Origin of the sequence: Marinobacter lutaoensis (assembly GCF_001981305.1) — a bacterium.
GTDB lineage: Bacteria > Pseudomonadota > Gammaproteobacteria > Pseudomonadales > Oleiphilaceae > Marinobacter > Marinobacter lutaoensis.
The window spans coordinates 89,222-105,514 of sequence record NZ_MSCW01000006.1 but is presented as its reverse complement, the minus strand read 5'-3'; the positions used below and the strand labels follow the sequence as shown (position 1 = coordinate 105,514).

The window sequence follows — 16,293 nt, the reverse complement described above, 5'->3', positions numbered from 1 at the left end:
ACAGCGGTCGTCCGCTGAAGGGTCTTCAGATGTAATCCGGCCGTCAGTTGTCCCAGACCAGCAGTTCGATCGGCGTCGGGTTATAGCCGTTGCAGGGGTTGTTCAGCTGGGGGCAGTTGGAGATGAGTACGATCACATCCATGCAGGCGGTCAGCTCCACATACTTGCCCGGGGCCGAGATGCCGTCCGCAAAGGTCAGGCCGCCCTCTTCCGTCACCGGCACATTCATGAAGAAGTTGATGTTGTGGGTGATGTCCCCCTTGTCCAGGCCATACTCGGGATGCTCGGAGATCGCCAGCATCCAGCTGTCCCGACAGGCGTGCATGCAGCGCTTTTCCAGGTCGTAACGCACGGTGTTGCTCTCGGTGGCACAGGCCCCGCCCAGGGTGTCGTGGCGGCCACAGGTATCGGCCACTATCTCCAGCATGGGCCGGTTTTCATTGGAGCGCAGCACCGAACCTGTGGTGAGGTAGACATTGCCCTGTTCCCGGATGGTGTCCATGGCACTGTAGCGCTCCGTGGGATCGGCGGCACTGTAGAACAGGGTATCGGCGGCCTGGTTGCCCTCCAGATCCAAAATGCGCAAGGTCTGGCCGGCTCTGAGGATACCGATGTAGTAATCCCCGGCGGGGACAGTGTGGCGGGCAGAGGCCTGTTCCGGCAGGCGTGTACTTTCTGTCAGCATGATCGTCTCCTCACTGGCCGAAGTAGTAAAGTGCGTTGTTCTGGAAGCCGCGGCGGTTTTCCGGACAGTGGTTCAGGCAGATATCATCCTCCCTGACCGGCTCTGCCCGGCCCAGCTCTATCCGGACCGGCTTGCGCGGGTAGCTGTCTGCCATATTCAGCGGATGCGGACAGGTGTGCAGCAGCACCAGGGTGTCCATCTCAAATCTCAGGGTGACCTGGCTGCCCGGCGTACTGTGGCCTTCGACCAGACGCATATTGCCGTCGGCATCGGTGACCACCTTGCTGAACCAGTTGACATTGGCGGCCATGTCGGCACGGTCCAGGCCATACTTGGCCAGCTCCACCAGAAAGGCGTCATGGCCGTTCTGATGCCAGTCATTGCGGTCGTGCTGATAATCCCGCTGGCCCCAGCGCTCAGCCACCTGATCCGCCCGGCTGTTGCCGCAGACGGTTTCATGCCAGCCCAGGGTATCCTCCACAATGGACGCGAAGATGCGCCCCATGTCGGAGTAGAGGCAGTTGCCCCGGGTCAGCCTGAAGGTGTGCTGGCATTTGAGGGTGTCCGGCGCGTTATAGCGCTCCAGCAGGTTTTCCGGGTTGTAGAAGAGCATGCCCACATTGGCGCCGCCTTCCAGATCGGTCAGACGCATCCGGGTGCCTCTGCGCAGCCGCAGTGACCAGTGGCCACCCGGTGCAATTTCCGTGGTGTATTCAGTGATTTTCATAGTGCTTTTCCGTTTCTTTCGCTGTCAGTGTGAGATCACGGTCAATTTCATCCAGTGTGCTTCTGTCCACCTGCCCGACCGGCAGGTCGTAGGTGATGGATGCTCCATAGGCGTCCGGGGCCTGGGGATCGTGACGCACCTTGTCGAACACCCAGAGGCGGGTGCCCAGATAGAACCCCTCCTTCAGGTCATGGGTCACCATAAAGACGGTCAGCTTGTATTCCCGCCAGAGGCGCAGAACCAGCTCGTGCATGTCCGCCCGGATGCCCGGGTCCAGGGCGCCGAAGGGTTCATCCAGCAGCAGGATGCGGGGGCGGCCCAGCAGGGCTTGGGCAATGGCCAGACGCTGGCGCATGCCGCCCGACAGTTCCGCCGGATAGAGGGCGCTGGCGTGCTCCAGACCCACTTCCTTCAGCATCGCCAGGGCTTCCTCCCGGGCCTGACGGCGGGCAGCGCCGAACAGCAGGCCGGTCAGTCCGGGCCTGGCAAAACCGCGGGCGGCCATTACGTTTTCCAGTACCGTCATGTGCGGGAACACCGAGTACTGCTGGAAGACAATGCCCCGGTCCGGCCCCGGTTCACCGGGGACCGGACTGCCATCCAGCAGCAGTTCACCCCGGGTCAGGGTTTCAGTGCCCAGCAGCATTTTCAGGAAGGTGCTCTTGCCGCAGCCGGAGGTACCCACCAGGGTGACAAACTCCCCCTCCTCGACCTGCACACTGATCCTTTCCAGAACCACCTTGTCGCCGTACTTCTTCCACAGGTTGCGGGCTTCAATCATCACCAGGCTCCTTTACTCTGCCAGGGGTAGAGACGCCGGCTCAGGCCCGCCAGCAGCAGGTCAATCAGAAATGCCAGCAGGGTGATCCAGGCCACATAGGGCAGAATCACATCCATCGCCATGTAGCGGCGGACCAGGAAAATGCGGTAACCCAGCCCGTCGGTGGCGGCAATGGCCTCCGCCGCGATCAGGAAGAGCCAGCCGGCCCCCAGCGAGAGGCGGACCGCATCGATCAGCCGCGGCATCAGCTGGGGCAGGAGCACCCGACAGATGATCTGACTGGTACCGGCACCCAGGGTCTGCGCCTTGACCAGCTGTTCTGACGGGATTTCCCGGGTGCGGCGCTGCAGATCCCGGGCGATATAGGGGGTGATGCCGATGGCGATCAGGGCCACCTTGGAGACCTCACCCAGCCCGAAGATGATGAAGAGCACCGGCAGAATCGCCAGTGGCGGAATCAGGGAAACCACCGTCAGCAGCGGACTGGCCGCGGCGGATACCAGCGGCAGGGCTCCGGTGAACAGGCCCAGCACCAGACCAATGGCGGCCGCAATCAGCACTCCCAGTGCCAGCCGGCTGAGACTGCTGGCGGTATCCGCCCACAGCAGGTATTCCCCGGTCCGTTTGCTGGGTTCAAAGGCCATGCGGTAAATGGCGTCACCGATCTGGGTGAAGCTTGGCAACAGCTTGTCCGCCGGGTTTTCAGCCAGACGGGCCTCGGAGGCCAGCACATAGGCAATAACCAGCAGAACAAAGGGCAGCAGGCCAAGCAGGGCACGGGTTACCGGTGCCGGGGTCTGGTTGATCAGTCGTTTCATGCTTAATCCTTGAGGGGGCTGGCCCCTGTTCATAACCGGGGGTCAGAGGCTGCCATCCAGGGCCATCTGCATGTAGGTCGGATTGAAGCGCAGCTTGATATTCTGCGGATTGCCGTAAACACCGGCGGGGGTTTCAACACCGATGAAAGTGGCATCGGGCGCACCTTCTCCCAGCAGACCATGTTCAAAGGAGAATTCCGCCACATTCTGCATGGTGGTTTTCAGGCGGGGACTGTTGGTCAGTTCGAGGGCCGCGGCCGGGGTATAGAACATTTCCGTACTGGCCAACTGGGCTTCGTAACCGGCCAGATCCGTACCCGACGCCTGCGCCATATAGGTTTTGGCGGCCCTGGCGGCATCATCCTCACCGCTCATGACGGCCATGATCTCGTACCAGGCACCAGTCAGCGCCTTGCCCAGGGCCGGGTTCTGTTCCAGGGTTTCGGTGTTCACCACCAGCAGGTCGATGATTTCGCCGGGGATGCGGGAAGAGTCAAACACCTTGTGACTGTCCGGCATGGAGGCCACTTCATTCAGCAGCGGATTCCAGGTGGCCACCGCCGTCACCTCATCCGTTCCGTAGACTGCCACCAGATCCGCGTCGGAGGTGTTGACCACCTGAATGTCACGCTCGCTCAGTCCCACGGATTCCAGCGCCCGTGCCAGCATGTAGTGGGATACGCTCAGTTCCACCAGGTGCACGGACTGCCCCCTGATATCCTCCAGGGAGTCCTTGCCCTTGAGCACAATACCGTCGTTGCCGTTGGAGAAATCGCCGACCACCAGAGCGGTGCTGTCCACACCTCCGGCGGCGGGGATGGTCAGGGCATCCATGTTGGTCATGGTGCAGGCATCAAATTCGCCTGCGGTGTACTGGTTGATGGACTCGATGTAGTCGTTGATCTGAACAACTTCTATATCAATGCCGTATTTGTCAGCCCACTTCTTTACGATGCCCTGCTCGGCACCATAGGCCCAGGGCATCCAGCCGACGTAGATGGACCAGCAGACTCGGAAACTGTCGCGGGCGGAAGCTGTCGAGGACAGCAGCAGAAAGAGCAGGAGAATGGAAAGTCGCTTCATAGCGCACCTCTCAGTTCGGTTCGGTCGGTTGCTCATGGAGTACCCCCGGCATTACGCCTTCAGTCCTCCCGGGCTTTTGTCCCGCCGTGTAACCTTTCACTGAAAGGTCGAGTGCTCTCGGACCAGTCGCTGCCTCTGATTGTCGGTATCGGCAGCCGGAACCCTAGCGCTCCATTTTCCAAATTGTCTGTCACGTAGTGTCAGGAGTACGGACACCCACGTAAAAGCACGCACCAGGCCCGAACTCAAAAAAAGTCATACAAACAATATGTTAGAAAATCAGGTAAACAGCCGGTTTTGCGGCAGGGACAAAGCTTGCACCAGATGTGTTCACATTCAGCAGGTTGCGCACAATTCCGGGGCCCGCCAGCCCCTGGCCCTTCCTGGTACGCCGGAACGAAAGCCGGGACAAAAAAGATACGCGCACCAGAATCCACCCCTTCATTTCCTCCCACTCCCCTTTTTCCTTACAATTCCCTGTTTCATTCAGAATCCCGAACAAGGCAAACCGGACACGTCTCATGTCAGCAGCCCAGACAGATCTTTCCAAGCATACGCCGATGATGCGGCAGTACCTCCGGATTAAGGGGGAGCACCCCAACGAGCTGGTGTTCTACCGCATGGGGGACTTCTATGAGCTGTTCTATGACGACGCCAAAAAGGCGGCGGAGCTGCTGGACATCACGCTGACAACGCGCGGCCAGTCCGGCGGCAGTCCGATTCCCATGGCGGGTGTGCCCTATCATTCCGCGGAAAGTTACATTGCGCGCCTGGTGCGGGCCGGGCAGTCCATTGCCATCTGCGAGCAGATCGGGGATCCGGCTGCCAGCAAGGGGCCGGTGGAGCGGCGGGTGGTACGCATCGTCACTCCGGGCACTCTCAGCGACGATGCCTTTCTGGAAGAGCGGCGGGACAATCTGCTGGTGGCCATCCACAGCCACAAGGAGCAGTTCGGATTTGCCTCGCTGGACATTTCCAGTGGCCGTTTTGCCGTGTCCGAGCTGGAAGGCACGGAAGCCCTGCAGGGAGAACTGCAGCGGCTGCGTCCGGCGGAAATTCTGATCAGTGAGGACTTTCCCTACGGCGAGCTGCTGGAAGGGTTCACCGGCGTACGCCGGCAGGGGCCCTGGCTGTTCGAAGCGGACACCGCTCACCGGCTGCTGACTCAGCAGTTGCAGGTGCGGGATCTGACCGGCTTTGGCTGCGAGGATCTGAAACTGGCGATCTGCGCCGCCGGCTGCCTGCTCCAGTACGCCCGGGAAACCCAGCGCACCGCCCTGCCCCATATCCGAAAACTCAGCCGCGAACGGCGCGAAGACGCGGTGATTCTGGACGCCACCAGCCGCCGTAATCTGGAAATCGATACCAATCTGATGGGCGGCCACCAGCACACCCTGGCCTGGGTCATGGACCGCACCGCCACCGCCATGGGCGGGCGCGAGTTGCGTCGCTGGCTGAACCGGCCGCTGCGGGACGTGGCCGTGGTACGCCAGCGCCAGCAGGCGGTCGCGGCCCTGCTGGATGGTTTCCACTATGAGCCGGTGCACGACCTGTTGAAACAGGTGGGCGACATCGAGCGCATCCTGGCCCGGGTGGCCCTGCGTTCGGCCCGGCCCCGGGACTTGGCGCGGCTGCGGGATGCCTTTCAGGTGCTGCCGTCGCTCCAGGAAGCCCTGACGCCGGTGGCGTCCCCCCATGTGGCCAAACTGGCCGATACCATCGGTGAATACCCGGAACTGGCAGACCTGCTGGAGCGGGCGATCATCGACAACCCACCGGTGGTGATCCGGGATGGCGGCGTAATCCGCGAGGGTTTCGACGAGGAGCTGGACGAGTTGCGCAACATCAGCGAGAACGCTGGCCAGTATCTGCTGGACGTGGAAACCCGGGAACGGGAGCGCACCGGCATCAGCACTCTGAAGGTGGGTTACAACCGGGTGCACGGCTATTACATTGAAATCAGCCGGGCCCAGTCGGAGCAGGCGCCGGCGGACTACATCCGCCGCCAGACCTTGAAGAACGCCGAACGTTTCATCACCCCGGAGCTGAAGGAATTCGAAGACAAGGCCCTGAGCGCCAAGAGCCGGGCCCTGGCCCGGGAGAAGGCACTGTACGACGAGCTGCTGGAAACCGTGGCGGCCGAGCTGGCGCCGCTTCAGGATGCCGCCCAGGCACTGGCGGAGCTGGACGTACTGAGCAACTTCGCCGAGCGGGCCACCAGCCTCCGTTTCGCACCACCGGAGTTCTCCGACGCCCCCGGCTTCGATATCGAGGAGGGGCGCCACCCGGTGGTCGAGCAGCTGCTGGATGAGCCCTTCGTGCCCAATGACCTGCTGATGGATCCGAAGCGGCGAATGCTGGTCATCACCGGCCCGAACATGGGCGGTAAATCCACCTACATGCGCCAAGCGGCGCTGATCGCCCTGCTCGCCTACACCGGCAGCTTCGTGCCCGCCACCCGCGCGGTGATCGGTCCGGTGGACCGGATCTTCACCCGCATGGGTTCCTCCGATGACATCGCCGGCGGCCGCTCCACCTTCATGGTGGAAATGACGGAAACCGCCAACATCCTGCACAATGCCACCGAGCACAGCCTGGTCCTGATGGACGAGGTCGGCCGGGGCACCAGCACCTTCGACGGCCTGTCGCTGGCCTGGGCCACGGCGGAGCACCTGGCTCGGGAAATCCGCTGTTTCACCCTGTTCGCCACCCACTATTTCGAGCTGACGCAGCTGGCGGACGAACTGGAGCACGCCGTCAACGTACACCTGACCGCCACCGAGCACGACGACGCCATCGTGTTCCTGCATAACGTGCACGACGGCCCGGCCAGCCAGAGTTACGGCCTGCAGGTGGCCAAATTGGCGGGCGTGCCCCAGGACGTCATCCGCAATGCCAAGGCACAGCTGGCGCATCTGGAGAGCCAGGCCGCACCCATGGTTCCCGGTGCCGGCCGGCCGGCCCAGACACCGCCGCAAGCCGCCAGGGGTGGCCACCCCGGATGCCCGTCGCCGGCGCAGCCGATCCGGGAACCCGTGGCGGTTCAGGGCGACATGTTCGCCAGCCTGGAACCCAGCCCGGTGGAGGAAGCCCTGAAAACACTGGACCCGGATGAGCTGACGCCCCGGGAAGCCCTGAACCGGCTGTATGAGCTGAAGGCCCTGCTGGAGCGTTGAGATCCGGCCCGCGGTGCCTGGCCGGCGGAATAAGGATATGACCGGGCGCCGCTTGCCCCTGGGGGGGCCGCTCCCTACAATATCGCGCACAAAACGATAAGTGGGGGCCTGTTGTGATGCGCTCCTGATGAGACCGAACCTTGCAATAGACCAGGGAGCTGAGTATGGCGTTTGTCGTTACTGATAACTGCATCAAGTGCAAATACACGGACTGCGTGGAAGTCTGCCCGGTGGACTGTTTCTACGAAGGTCCCAACTTCCTGGTCATCGATCCGGACGAGTGCATCGACTGCGCCCTGTGCGAGCCGGAGTGTCCGGCCGAGGCCATCTTCTCCGAGGACGAGCTGCCGGAAGATCAGGTGCAATTCATCGAGATCAATGCCGAGCTGGCACAGAAATGGCCGAACATCACCGAGAAAAAGGACCCGCTGCCGGACGCCGCGGAATGGGACGGCAAGCCGAACAAGCTGCAGTATCTGGAGCGCTGAGTCTCAGCTCAGCGCCAGCTTCGCCCCCAGCGCCACGAAGAACCCGCCGGTGAGCGTCCCGAGCATTCGTCTCAGGCGCTCACTGCTCCCGAGCCCGCGAAACCGCCCCACCGCCCAGGCCAGACCGCACTGCCAGATCATGGCGACCCCGAAATGCACCGCCGCCAGCCACAGGGACTGCTGAAAGGCACTGCCCGCCGGATCGATGAACTGCGGCAGCAGGGCCATGTAGAACAACGCCGTCTTGGGATTGAGCAGATTTGACAACAGCCCTTCCCGCAAGGCCTGGCCAATGCCCAGCGGACGCCGGCCGGGCGGCGGGGCCACCGCCTCAGCGGCCGGCCCCACACGGGCCACGGCACGCCGCAGCGAGCCCAGCCCCAGCCAGATCAGGTAGAGCGCCCCCGCCCATTTCAGCAGGGTGAATGCCCAGGCGGTCTCCACCAGCAGCACCGAAATGCCCAGAGCCGACAGGGTGGCGTGCACGAACAGCCCCAGGCAGATTCCGAGACTGGTCACACAGCCATCAACAACCCCTCCCCGGCCGGTGTTGCGCACCACCAACAGGGTATCGGCGCCCGGGGAAACGGTCAGCAGGGTAATGGCCACCAGATAGGCCCAGATCAAGTCCGGCAACGGCGTACCTCGCACTTCAGTCAGCCGCCAGACTCCGGAGCTCCAGCCGCGCCCGACAGCAGGTTCCGCGCCGCCGCCGAGCGATAGAAGGAAGCCAGCCGGCGACGCACCAGGGCTTCAAGATAGCCCTCTTCGCGCAGCACGTCCATGAGGGGGAAACCGTAGGCGTCGATCTCCGCCCAGATCAGATCGCGGGTCACGCCCAGGTCCCGCAACAGGGTCTGCACCGGCTGCGCCCCATAGCGCTCGAACAGATGGCGCACCACGGTCTCGGCGCAGGCCTCGAAGTAGCCGGTTTTTCGGAATGCCAACCAGAACTCATAACCGAGCACCACGAACTCCTGCAGCTCCAGGTCCCCCAGCCCGTCCTGCAGGTCGGCCAGGGTCCGGTCCTCCAGCGCCACCCAGGCCGCCATGATGGTGTCGCGCAGCTCATCGTCGCTGAGCGCCTGATTGAGAAATTGCTCACTGCGCCGGATCAAGCCCGGTAGGCTGTCCGCCAGCCATGCCTTGACCCGGCGCTCGAAGGTCTCGTCCAGCCCCGGCACCGCCTTGTTCGCCATGCGCTTGCCGAACTTCATCATCGAGCCGACCCCCGGCACCGAGCGGGCGATGAGGTTGTCCTCGTACAGGTAATTCACCAAGCCGTGGTACACCAGGTTGGATACCAGCTCCTGGTACACCGGATGCGCCATGATTTCCCCGATCACCCGCTCACGCTGGTGCCGGAGGGTCAGCGCCTGCTCCAGGAAGCCGGCGACCTGCTCGCGGGAGATAATGTCGCCCAGCCGGGTCCGGGACTGGGCCTCCGCGTTCAGGACCCGGGTCGCCATCTCCGCCGCCAGCTCCGGCACGCCGGCGTCCAGCTCCATGTTCACCACCACCCGGCGGATCACGCCCATGACCTGTTCCGGGCTGCTGAGCCGGCTCAGGGTGACGCGGCCGGCATGGTCCAGCAGTGCGTCCAGTTCCTTTTCCACGAAACGTTTCAGCCGCGTGCCCTTGAGCGCCGCCAGTTCGTGCTTGACGTGCGCTTCGAGCAGAGCCTCGGCCAGGGGGGCATGGGTCTGGGTCATGGCGGTATCCTTGTGCGGTCGGAAAACAATGGAACGCTAGGCTAACACGCCCCCCACGGGCCGGCGTTCGCCGAAATACCCGGGCGCCGGCGTCAGCACGCCCGACCGCGCCCCCGGATTACTGGAAGTCGCCGAACGCATGGGGCTCGGCGGCCAGTGCCAAGCAGAGGCTGCCGGGGCCAATGTAGAGGCTGCTGGTGATGCCCATCTGCGACAGCAGCAACTCCACGCCATGGCGCTCACAGGCGTCGCGCAGCCGGTTCAGACCGGGCAAGTCCTCGATCTCCGTCCAGGTCAGGCCGCAGGAGAGGCTGACGTAGGGGGTCAGCAATCCCGCCTCGACCCGGGCGGTGGCGTAGTTCATCACCTTTTCCACCGCCACCTCGAAGCTGCGGGTCTTGGCCACCGGCTGCCCCTCGGCACCCTGGCCGAACAGCACCGGGGTAATGTTCAGAGCCTTGCCCAGAAACGCCACCAGCGCCGACACACTCTTGTCGCCCCGGCGCCGGGCCCGCTCCCGGATGTAGTGCAAATCCCTGGGAATGACGCAGGTGTAGATCCGGTCGGTGAAAGTTTCTACCTCGTGGCGCAGCGCGTTCTTGGACAGTTTCTGCCCGATCAGACGCAGGGTGTGGGCGGCCAGCAGACCCTGGCCGGCGAAGATCTGCTTGCTGTCGATGACCCGCATGGAAAACTTGCCGGTCCGGCCCGCCGCCGCCCGGGCCTGCTCATAATTGGCCATGACCGCGTTCATGGCCTCGGTGGCATTTTGGAAGATCTGGCTCCGGCTGCGGGTCACCGTCTCGCAGATGGCGATATCGAACTGGGTCACGATCTGTTCCATGAACAAGCTGTAGATCTGCTCGGTGGTGAAGGCGCGGGTCTCGGCATGGTGACCCTTTTGCAACAGGCCACTTTGATAGAACTCCTGGGTGCGCACCGGGTCGTGAGTATCGACGTAGGTCTGGCCATCGATGACGGCGGTCACCGGCAGAATGAACAGGTCGTGCTTGCGACGGAACTCGTAGGGAAGATCACAGGCGGAGTCGACGATCAGACCGACTCTCATGGCGGACGGGGTGGACATGGTGGGCGCCTCCAGCTCCGGGCCCCTCCTTCCTGGAACGGCCCGCTGTTATTGTTGTTGACTGGACAGTGTTGCACATGCCGCGCAGGATTTCAGCACCCCGGACCACCGGACCCGGCCGTCGCCTCCAGTTCCTTCAGGTTGCGCCGGAGCAGGTCGCGGTTGTCCTGTTGCCAGGGGTGGAAGTCCCGGCGCAGGTAAGCCAGAAACTCCGGCAGGCAGCGGCGGATGACTCCGGGCCGCCCCCACAGGAAATTCAGGCCACCGAGCCAGGTCCGCAGGCTCCAGAGCTTGCCGTCGGTGCGCAGCAGGCTGCAGGTGTTCAGGAAGGTGTACTTGAAGAAGTTCCAGGTCACGAACAGGAACACCACCCGGCGCAGGGTCTCATTGCCGACACAGGCGCGGTAAACGTCGAAGGCGACGGACTTGTGCTCGGTTTCCTCGATGGCGTGCCAGCGCCAGAGCTGCTTCATCGCCGGTGTCGCGCCGTCCATCCACTCCGGATTCTTCAGGATCGCGTTGGCCAGGACAGCAGTATAGTGTTCTGCCCCGCAGGTGCCGGCCAGCTGGCGGCTCGGGGGCAGTTTTGCGACCCACTCCATATGCTTCCGGAAGCGCCGATCGATGGCCTCAATGTCATAACCACGGGCCTTCAGTGCCTCGTTATAGCTCTTGTGCTCCCGGCTGTGCAGGGCCTCCTGGCCGATAAAGCCCCGGATCTCCTGCTTGAGCTTGGGATCGTCAATGCGGTCCCGGTACAGGCGCACGGCATTGATGAACTGCTGCTCACCGTCGGGAAATTGCAGGGACAATGCATTGAAAAACGCGGTGCGGAAGGCGTTGTTGCCATGCCAGAAGGATTTCAGATCCTCGCTGACGTCAAAGTGGATGTGCCGGGGTGAGACAGACACCCCTTCCGGGGTCGAGCTGACTGACATGGTGGCCTCCTGTCGTCAGGTTATTGTTATCAGCGCATTGGACTTCGTCTATTTTTTAACCGGTAAAACCAGTTTAACCTCACCGGGATTCTGCCGAATAGACAGGATTAAGATAAATGAGACAATTTGTCACGATATGACAAATTGTCAATACACCACGCTGATTTCCCGCCTGTAACGATCAGGATCAAGGCCACACCCAGCTCAGTACACGTCCTCCAGATAACGCCCCTGCGCTCTCAAGTCGTCCACCTCCAGGCGCAACGGTCTGAGAATCTCTTCCAGAACCTGCTTTACTCCGGCAGCCATGTCCCTGCCGCCACACACCAGAATCTGGGCTCCGGTATCAACCATCTGTCGCAAGGCTGTCTGATCCTGCAGGAGCCTGTCCTGCACATAAGCCTTTTCTTCGGATCTTGAGAAGGCGGTGCTCAAGCCCGTCAGCCGTTGATCCTCAAGGTAATGCCCCAGCTCCGGCTGATAGAGAAAATCCGAATTCGGGCTTCGCCCGCCCCAGTACAGGTACATGGGATTGCGGGCGGTATTTTTCCGGATGAATCCGATCAACGGGCCGATCCCTGCACCGGCACCAATCATGATGACCGGAACCGGGCCAGTGGCCGGGCGGAACTCCGGATTGTGACGGATGAAGGCATCAATACACTCCCCTGGTTGCAGGCCATGCAAGTAACCGGAACAAAGACCACCCGGCTGTTTGCGCACACAGATCTCCAGCACCCCGTCACTGGAGGACGAAGCCAGTGAGTAGAACCGGGCCTCCTCACTGCCGGGCGGCAGAATGCCCAGCAGGTCACCCGCCTCAAACGTTGGCAGGCTATTGCTGCCAGACCGGAAAAACCGGGATTGCCAGCGTTGCCCCTCGCCTGCCAGCCGGAAACGCAGGATGCTGGTCGGTGCCTGTACCGCCAGGCCGTAATCAACACGCCCGGCAAGTTCCAGCCGGGAGGTGCGTGGCGGCATCGGATCATGGCTCAGTGAGAGCGGAGCGCCGAGCGCAGTGCCCAGCCCCTCACCCCAGTCACTGAATCGTTCAGCGGAACAGCGGTCAATCAGCTCAACGGGCTGAATTCTGCTCAGGCCCTTGCCGGCGAGTGCCGCATCGACTTCCAACGCAAACCGGCAGAAATGCGCAAACTGCCTATCTCCGAACCCAAGCACAGCATATTTCAACGCGTTACAGGCCCTGAAATCGCGAAGCCGAACCATGAATCGCCGCGCAGATGCCGGGGCATCGCCATCACCGTAGGTGGAGGTCAGCACGAGCAACAAAGACGCCTCAGGATACGTCGTCTCCAGCGCGTTCATCTCCGCGCAATGTACCTGAAAGCCGACACTGGTCAGCCCCTGCTCCAACGCACGGGCAAAGCCCCAGGTTGAACCGCCCTCCGACCCCACCAGGACAATCACATCGGCCTCGGCTGCAGGGGCATTTTTAACTGCCTGTGATGACGACCGACGCCGCTGCCACCAAACGATGGCTCCGGTTACCGATAGTGCCGGCACGGCAAGCGCAGCCACACCAAGTATCAGGCCCAGCCACCAAAGCCCCTCACCGGTATGCAGCCTCATGATCCATTGCTGGACAACACTGCCGTTGGACCGGGGCTGGAACTGCAGCAGCTCACCGGTCGCCGGATCAACGAACCCGGAGCCCCCCGAGGTGGTCAGGGAGTACACGTCCTGAGGGTCATCAGGATAGGGAAACACGAGTTCCCGGAGATCGTTAAGATCAACCTCGGAGAGTGCCTGGAGCCGGTCTACAGGACGGGGCTGCCCCCCGGAAACCTCAGCCGGGAAGCCTGGCCCCAGGTCGGAGACCTCGGGCAGCAGACCAAATCGCTGGGCCGAAAGGAAACTGCCGGTCAGTGCCGACAACAGGAGCCCCAAAACCGCCAGCCGGGCGATTTCGGCGTGAAGGCGTTTACTGCCAGTGCCGGCCATTGGCCGCATCAATGCTCTCCAGCCACCGCAACGACGGGCCAGCAACACCAGGCCAGACAGGCAAACAACCAGCATCAATGCGGCCGAGATGCCTGCCATCATCCGGCCTGGTGTATCCAGCAAGAATGAACGATGCAGGTTTTTGATCCAGACAAAAAACGCCGATGGCTGATAGGCCCCCAGGCTGTCGCCGGTCACCGGGTTGATGAGATCGGCCCCGGCCTGGCCATTTTGACTGTAATAAACGATCACCTGGCCCGAGAGTTCGCGCACAATCTGTTCCGTACCCGGATAGTTTGCAACCACCCGTCCTGCCAGCTCGGCAACGCTAACCTCCCCGGCCGGGGGCACCACAGCGCCGGCCCTGTCCAGCGCCGGCGCAAGGCCCAGGATCGCACCAGTGACAGCCAGTGTCACCAGGACCAACGCTGCAATAAGACCGGGCAGCCCATGCCATTTACGCAACATCATTCTTGCTCCCGGCTATGCATTAAAAGTCGTAACGGAATGAGCGAACGTAACCGTGTCCGGAAACCGCCGTGCCCGCTCCGTCGGTGGTCAATGGAAGCGCGATATCGGCGCGATTGTCGCGCATATCCTCAACTGCTGTGTCGACACGGACTTCGTAGCCGCTGTCGAACAGCGTATCATCGAGATCCAGCGTGATCTTGAGGGTTCGGCCACTGGTGATACTCGCTCCTGTCAGCCCGTCGTATTCGGCGGGGTCCAGTCGGCTGCCGCGGGCCCAGCCGCTCAGGTGCTTGTAGTACTTGGACTTTTTCCCGGCGACCCAGAGGGTGCCCTGGTACGCGCCTGCCTCATCCGTCAGGTAAAGGGCCATGTAGGCACCATCTCCGCCGTAATCGTATAGCTCGGTTGTGAAAGTGACTTCACGAGCCTGCGCAAACGCGGGCAACGTGACCGAGACAACCAGGCCCAGAACAAGAAGAATCTTTTTCATACCGTACCTCTTCATACCGTACTTCCGGCATCACGCTGAATTGCAAAAACATTGGTTAAAACAATGGGCGGGTTATTCCACCGTCATTGTCGGACGGCCCTTGACGATGCCGTTGCGGGGAACCGGACGATCGGCCTGAGCCTGGTCCCCGGCTGTACCGTCACTCCACTCATCCCTGTTGTCATCGTCGTCTTCCCGCTCCAACTCCATAAGTTCCAGGGAAGCCGGTGCAAAGGAAGCCTCGGCACGAAATCCGTCCGGGGCCAGCCCCTTCACTTCATAACAACCGTCATCCACCTTGATGCGGTATACCGTCCAGCCCTCCGCCTCCAGTTTCTGACGCAGCTGCTCCCGTGGCTGCCAGTCAGCCATCGGGTCGTCACAGTCATCGTCCGCCAGCACCGGTGCGCTGAGGCAAAATAGCGCGAGGCTGATAATCACAGGTTTGGTTTTCATGGGATATCTCCTGTTGAATCCACTGCAGCTATTCTGGGGCGCGGACCTGACAGTGGCCTGAACGCCCCGGCAATGGTTAACGGAACTGGAAGGCTTCCTTATGGAAGCGCGACAAACGCAACGGTGCCGCCCTTAATCCCCGCTCCAGAGCCTGCCCCAGCCCGGCCGGGCCACAGAACCAGACTTCGGCCCGGGCACCCAAGAGTTCATTGGCGGACAGGGTTTCTGCCGAAAGGCTCTCCCCTTTGCTGCTGTCGTGAATCTGGAGTCTGATGCCGGGGAAATCACGGCAAAGGGCCTGAAGCCGCTCGACCATGGGGTCCCGGGATGCGTTACGGGTGCAGTAATGCAGGTCGGCTTCGGGTGTCGGCTGGTTGGCGGCACCCGCCGCTTCAAGCCAGGCCAGAAAGGGCGTTACACCAATACCGCCGGCAATCCAGATCTGATGGGCTTTGCGATTCCTTCGATTGAAGTCGAAACAACCGTAAGGGCCTTCCACGGTCACCCGCTGACCCACCCTGATCTTATGGGCGAGGTTGCGGGTGAAGTCGCCGAGAGACTTGATCAGGAATGTGACCTGGCCATCACCGCCATCGGCACTGGCAATGGTGAAGGGGTGCGAACCTTCCAGCTTGTTGAACGTCACGAGGGCAAACTGTCCGGGCTTATGCCCCTTCCAGGCCTGACCCAGGTCCAGCGTCACCTCGGTGATGTTGGGTTCCGGGGTATCGATGCTTGCAATCGTGCCCTGAACCTGACGATGGCGACCGACCCTTCCGGCCAGTGACAACACGCTGGCAAGACTGCCGCCGGCCAACAGAGCGGCCATCAGCCAACCGATGGGTTGCCGCCACCAGTCCAGCGGAGCCAGCCAGGCAGCATGAAACGCCAGCAGCAGGTAAAGTGCGGGCATCGCCCGGTGCAGATAGCGCCAGTACCGATACGGGAACTTTCGCCACAGCGTGATCAGCAACATGGCGAACAACAGGTAAATGGCAAACTCACCCACTTCCTCTGCTGCATCGCGCATGACCTCGATCAGCCCACTGTAGTGCAGGTCGTCGAGCCGGCTGATACCGCCGAAAATTTCTTCAATGGCATCGTCACCCATCTCGATCAACCAGTGGGCCGCCGCAAAGGTCACAGCCAGAATACCCGCCCACTTATGGGTACGGTAGATCTTGTCCAGTCCGCCCAGAGGCCGCTCAAGCCACGCAGGACGAAGGGCCAGCATCATGGTCAGAGACAACAGCGCAATGGATAACCACCCGCTGAGCAGCAGCCCCTGATCATAGACAGACCAGGGCCCGCCGGTTGTTGCCAGGCTCCACGCCCACAGGCCGGTAACGACAAGCACGAACGGTAATATCAGCCGGATCATGGTTTCTCCTCTGATCAGCTCCGGGAATGTTCAGGATC

At 62.1% G+C, this 16,293-nt stretch carries 15 protein-coding genes and 1 riboswitch; of the genes, 2 read left to right on the top strand and 13 right to left on the bottom strand.

The window, feature by feature from the left end; genetic code table 11:
* Positions 1–43: 43 nt before the first annotated feature.
* From BTO32_RS08695 to BTO32_RS08675, 5 genes are read right to left on the bottom strand one after another with little or no spacing between them, the layout of a single operon-like run.
* Positions 44–685, bottom strand: a complete 642-nt coding sequence (locus BTO32_RS08695) for an urea amidolyase associated protein UAAP2 (RefSeq protein ID WP_076724247.1) — start codon at positions 683–685, stop codon at positions 44–46.
* A 10-nt stretch (positions 686–695) separates the two neighbouring features.
* Entirely contained in the window at positions 696–1,412 is a 717-nt protein-coding gene (locus BTO32_RS08690; protein ID WP_076724246.1) for an urea amidolyase associated protein UAAP1, read from the bottom strand.
* Complete coding sequence (locus BTO32_RS08685; protein WP_425435223.1) at positions 1,399–2,199, bottom strand: ABC transporter ATP-binding protein; 801 nt, start codon at positions 2,197–2,199, stop codon at positions 1,399–1,401. The genes BTO32_RS08690 and BTO32_RS08685 overlap by 14 nt, the downstream gene beginning before the upstream one ends.
* Complete coding sequence (locus BTO32_RS08680; protein WP_076724244.1) at positions 2,193–3,011, bottom strand: ABC transporter permease; 819 nt, start codon at positions 3,009–3,011, stop codon at positions 2,193–2,195. Before BTO32_RS08680 ends, BTO32_RS08685 begins: the two co-directional genes overlap by 7 nt.
* A gap of 42 nt (positions 3,012–3,053) precedes the next feature.
* Positions 3,054–4,094, bottom strand: a complete 1,041-nt coding sequence (locus BTO32_RS08675; RefSeq protein WP_076724243.1) for a putative urea ABC transporter substrate-binding protein — start codon at positions 4,092–4,094, stop codon at positions 3,054–3,056.
* Positions 4,095–4,157: 63 nt separating this feature from the next.
* Positions 4,158–4,272: riboswitch (guanidine-I (ykkC/yxkD leader) on the bottom strand.
* A gap of 343 nt (positions 4,273–4,615) precedes the next feature.
* Here BTO32_RS08675 and mutS point away from each other — a divergent pair.
* Positions 4,616–7,270: a DNA mismatch repair protein MutS gene (mutS, locus tag BTO32_RS08670; protein ID WP_076724242.1), complete on the top strand. Its 2,655-nt coding sequence runs from the start codon at positions 4,616–4,618 to the stop codon at positions 7,268–7,270.
* Positions 7,271–7,434: 164 nt separating this feature from the next.
* On the top strand, positions 7,435–7,758 hold the full coding sequence (gene fdxA / locus BTO32_RS08665) for a ferredoxin FdxA (protein WP_076724241.1): 324 nt from the start codon (positions 7,435–7,437) through the stop codon (positions 7,756–7,758).
* A 3-nt stretch (positions 7,759–7,761) separates the two neighbouring features.
* Here fdxA and BTO32_RS08660 read toward each other — a convergent pair whose 3' ends face one another.
* From BTO32_RS08660 to BTO32_RS08625, 8 genes are all read right to left on the bottom strand, one after another.
* Entirely contained in the window at positions 7,762–8,394 is a 633-nt protein-coding gene (locus tag BTO32_RS08660; protein ID WP_084206817.1) for a LysE family translocator, read from the bottom strand.
* Positions 8,395–8,414: 20 nt separating this feature from the next.
* The gene (locus BTO32_RS08655; RefSeq protein ID WP_076724239.1) at positions 8,415–9,470 is read right to left on the bottom strand and encodes a hypothetical protein; all 1,056 of its coding nucleotides are present in this window, start codon (positions 9,468–9,470) and stop codon (positions 8,415–8,417) included.
* Between the two features lie 118 nt (positions 9,471–9,588).
* Entirely contained in the window at positions 9,589–10,557 is a 969-nt protein-coding gene (locus BTO32_RS08650) for a DegV family protein (protein WP_245820308.1), read from the bottom strand.
* Between the two features lie 92 nt (positions 10,558–10,649).
* A complete protein-coding gene (locus BTO32_RS08645) occupies positions 10,650–11,495 on the bottom strand; it encodes a metal-dependent hydrolase (protein ID WP_076724238.1) in 846 nt (281 codons plus the stop codon).
* A 204-nt stretch (positions 11,496–11,699) separates the two neighbouring features.
* Complete coding sequence (locus tag BTO32_RS08640; RefSeq protein WP_076724414.1) at positions 11,700–13,925, bottom strand: PepSY domain-containing protein; 2,226 nt, start codon at positions 13,923–13,925, stop codon at positions 11,700–11,702.
* Positions 13,926–13,947: 22 nt separating this feature from the next.
* Positions 13,948–14,418, bottom strand: a complete 471-nt coding sequence (locus BTO32_RS08635) for a DUF2271 domain-containing protein (RefSeq protein WP_076724413.1) — start codon at positions 14,416–14,418, stop codon at positions 13,948–13,950.
* Positions 14,419–14,490: 72 nt separating this feature from the next.
* A complete protein-coding gene (locus tag BTO32_RS08630) occupies positions 14,491–14,874 on the bottom strand; it encodes a PepSY domain-containing protein (protein WP_076724237.1) in 384 nt (127 codons plus the stop codon).
* A 76-nt stretch (positions 14,875–14,950) separates the two neighbouring features.
* Positions 14,951–16,255, bottom strand: coding sequence for a ferredoxin reductase family protein (locus BTO32_RS08625; protein WP_076724236.1), 1,305 nt, complete (start codon positions 16,253–16,255; stop codon positions 14,951–14,953).
* Positions 16,256–16,293 lie beyond the last annotated feature (38 nt).

Excerpts from the sequence above, each read along its gene's own strand:
- BTO32_RS08695 (WP_076724247.1), bottom strand. The coding sequence starts at position 685 with ATGCTGACAGAAAGTACACGCCTGCCGGAACAGGCCTCTGCCCGCCAC.
- BTO32_RS08625 (WP_076724236.1), bottom strand. The coding sequence starts at position 16,255 with ATGATCCGGCTGATATTACCGTTCGTGCTTGTCGTTACCGGCCTGTGG.
- BTO32_RS08680 (WP_076724244.1), bottom strand. The coding sequence starts at position 3,011 with ATGAAACGACTGATCAACCAGACCCCGGCACCGGTAACCCGTGCCCTG.
- BTO32_RS08675 (WP_076724243.1), bottom strand. The coding sequence starts at position 4,094 with ATGAAGCGACTTTCCATTCTCCTGCTCTTTCTGCTGCTGTCCTCGACA.
- BTO32_RS08635 (WP_076724413.1), bottom strand. The coding sequence starts at position 14,418 with ATGAAAAAGATTCTTCTTGTTCTGGGCCTGGTTGTCTCGGTCACGTTG.
- fdxA (WP_076724241.1), top strand. The coding sequence starts at position 7,435 with ATGGCGTTTGTCGTTACTGATAACTGCATCAAGTGCAAATACACGGAC.
- BTO32_RS08630 (WP_076724237.1), bottom strand. The coding sequence starts at position 14,874 with ATGAAAACCAAACCTGTGATTATCAGCCTCGCGCTATTTTGCCTCAGC.
- BTO32_RS08645 (WP_076724238.1), bottom strand. The coding sequence starts at position 11,495 with ATGTCAGTCAGCTCGACCCCGGAAGGGGTGTCTGTCTCACCCCGGCAC.
- BTO32_RS08690 (WP_076724246.1), bottom strand. The coding sequence starts at position 1,412 with ATGAAAATCACTGAATACACCACGGAAATTGCACCGGGTGGCCACTGG.
- BTO32_RS08650 (WP_245820308.1), bottom strand. The coding sequence starts at position 10,557 with ATGTCCACCCCGTCCGCCATGAGAGTCGGTCTGATCGTCGACTCCGCC.
- mutS (WP_076724242.1), top strand. The coding sequence starts at position 4,616 with ATGTCAGCAGCCCAGACAGATCTTTCCAAGCATACGCCGATGATGCGG.
- BTO32_RS08640 (WP_076724414.1), bottom strand. The coding sequence starts at position 13,925 with ATGTTGCGTAAATGGCATGGGCTGCCCGGTCTTATTGCAGCGTTGGTC.
- BTO32_RS08655 (WP_076724239.1), bottom strand. The coding sequence starts at position 9,470 with ATGACCCAGACCCATGCCCCCCTGGCCGAGGCTCTGCTCGAAGCGCAC.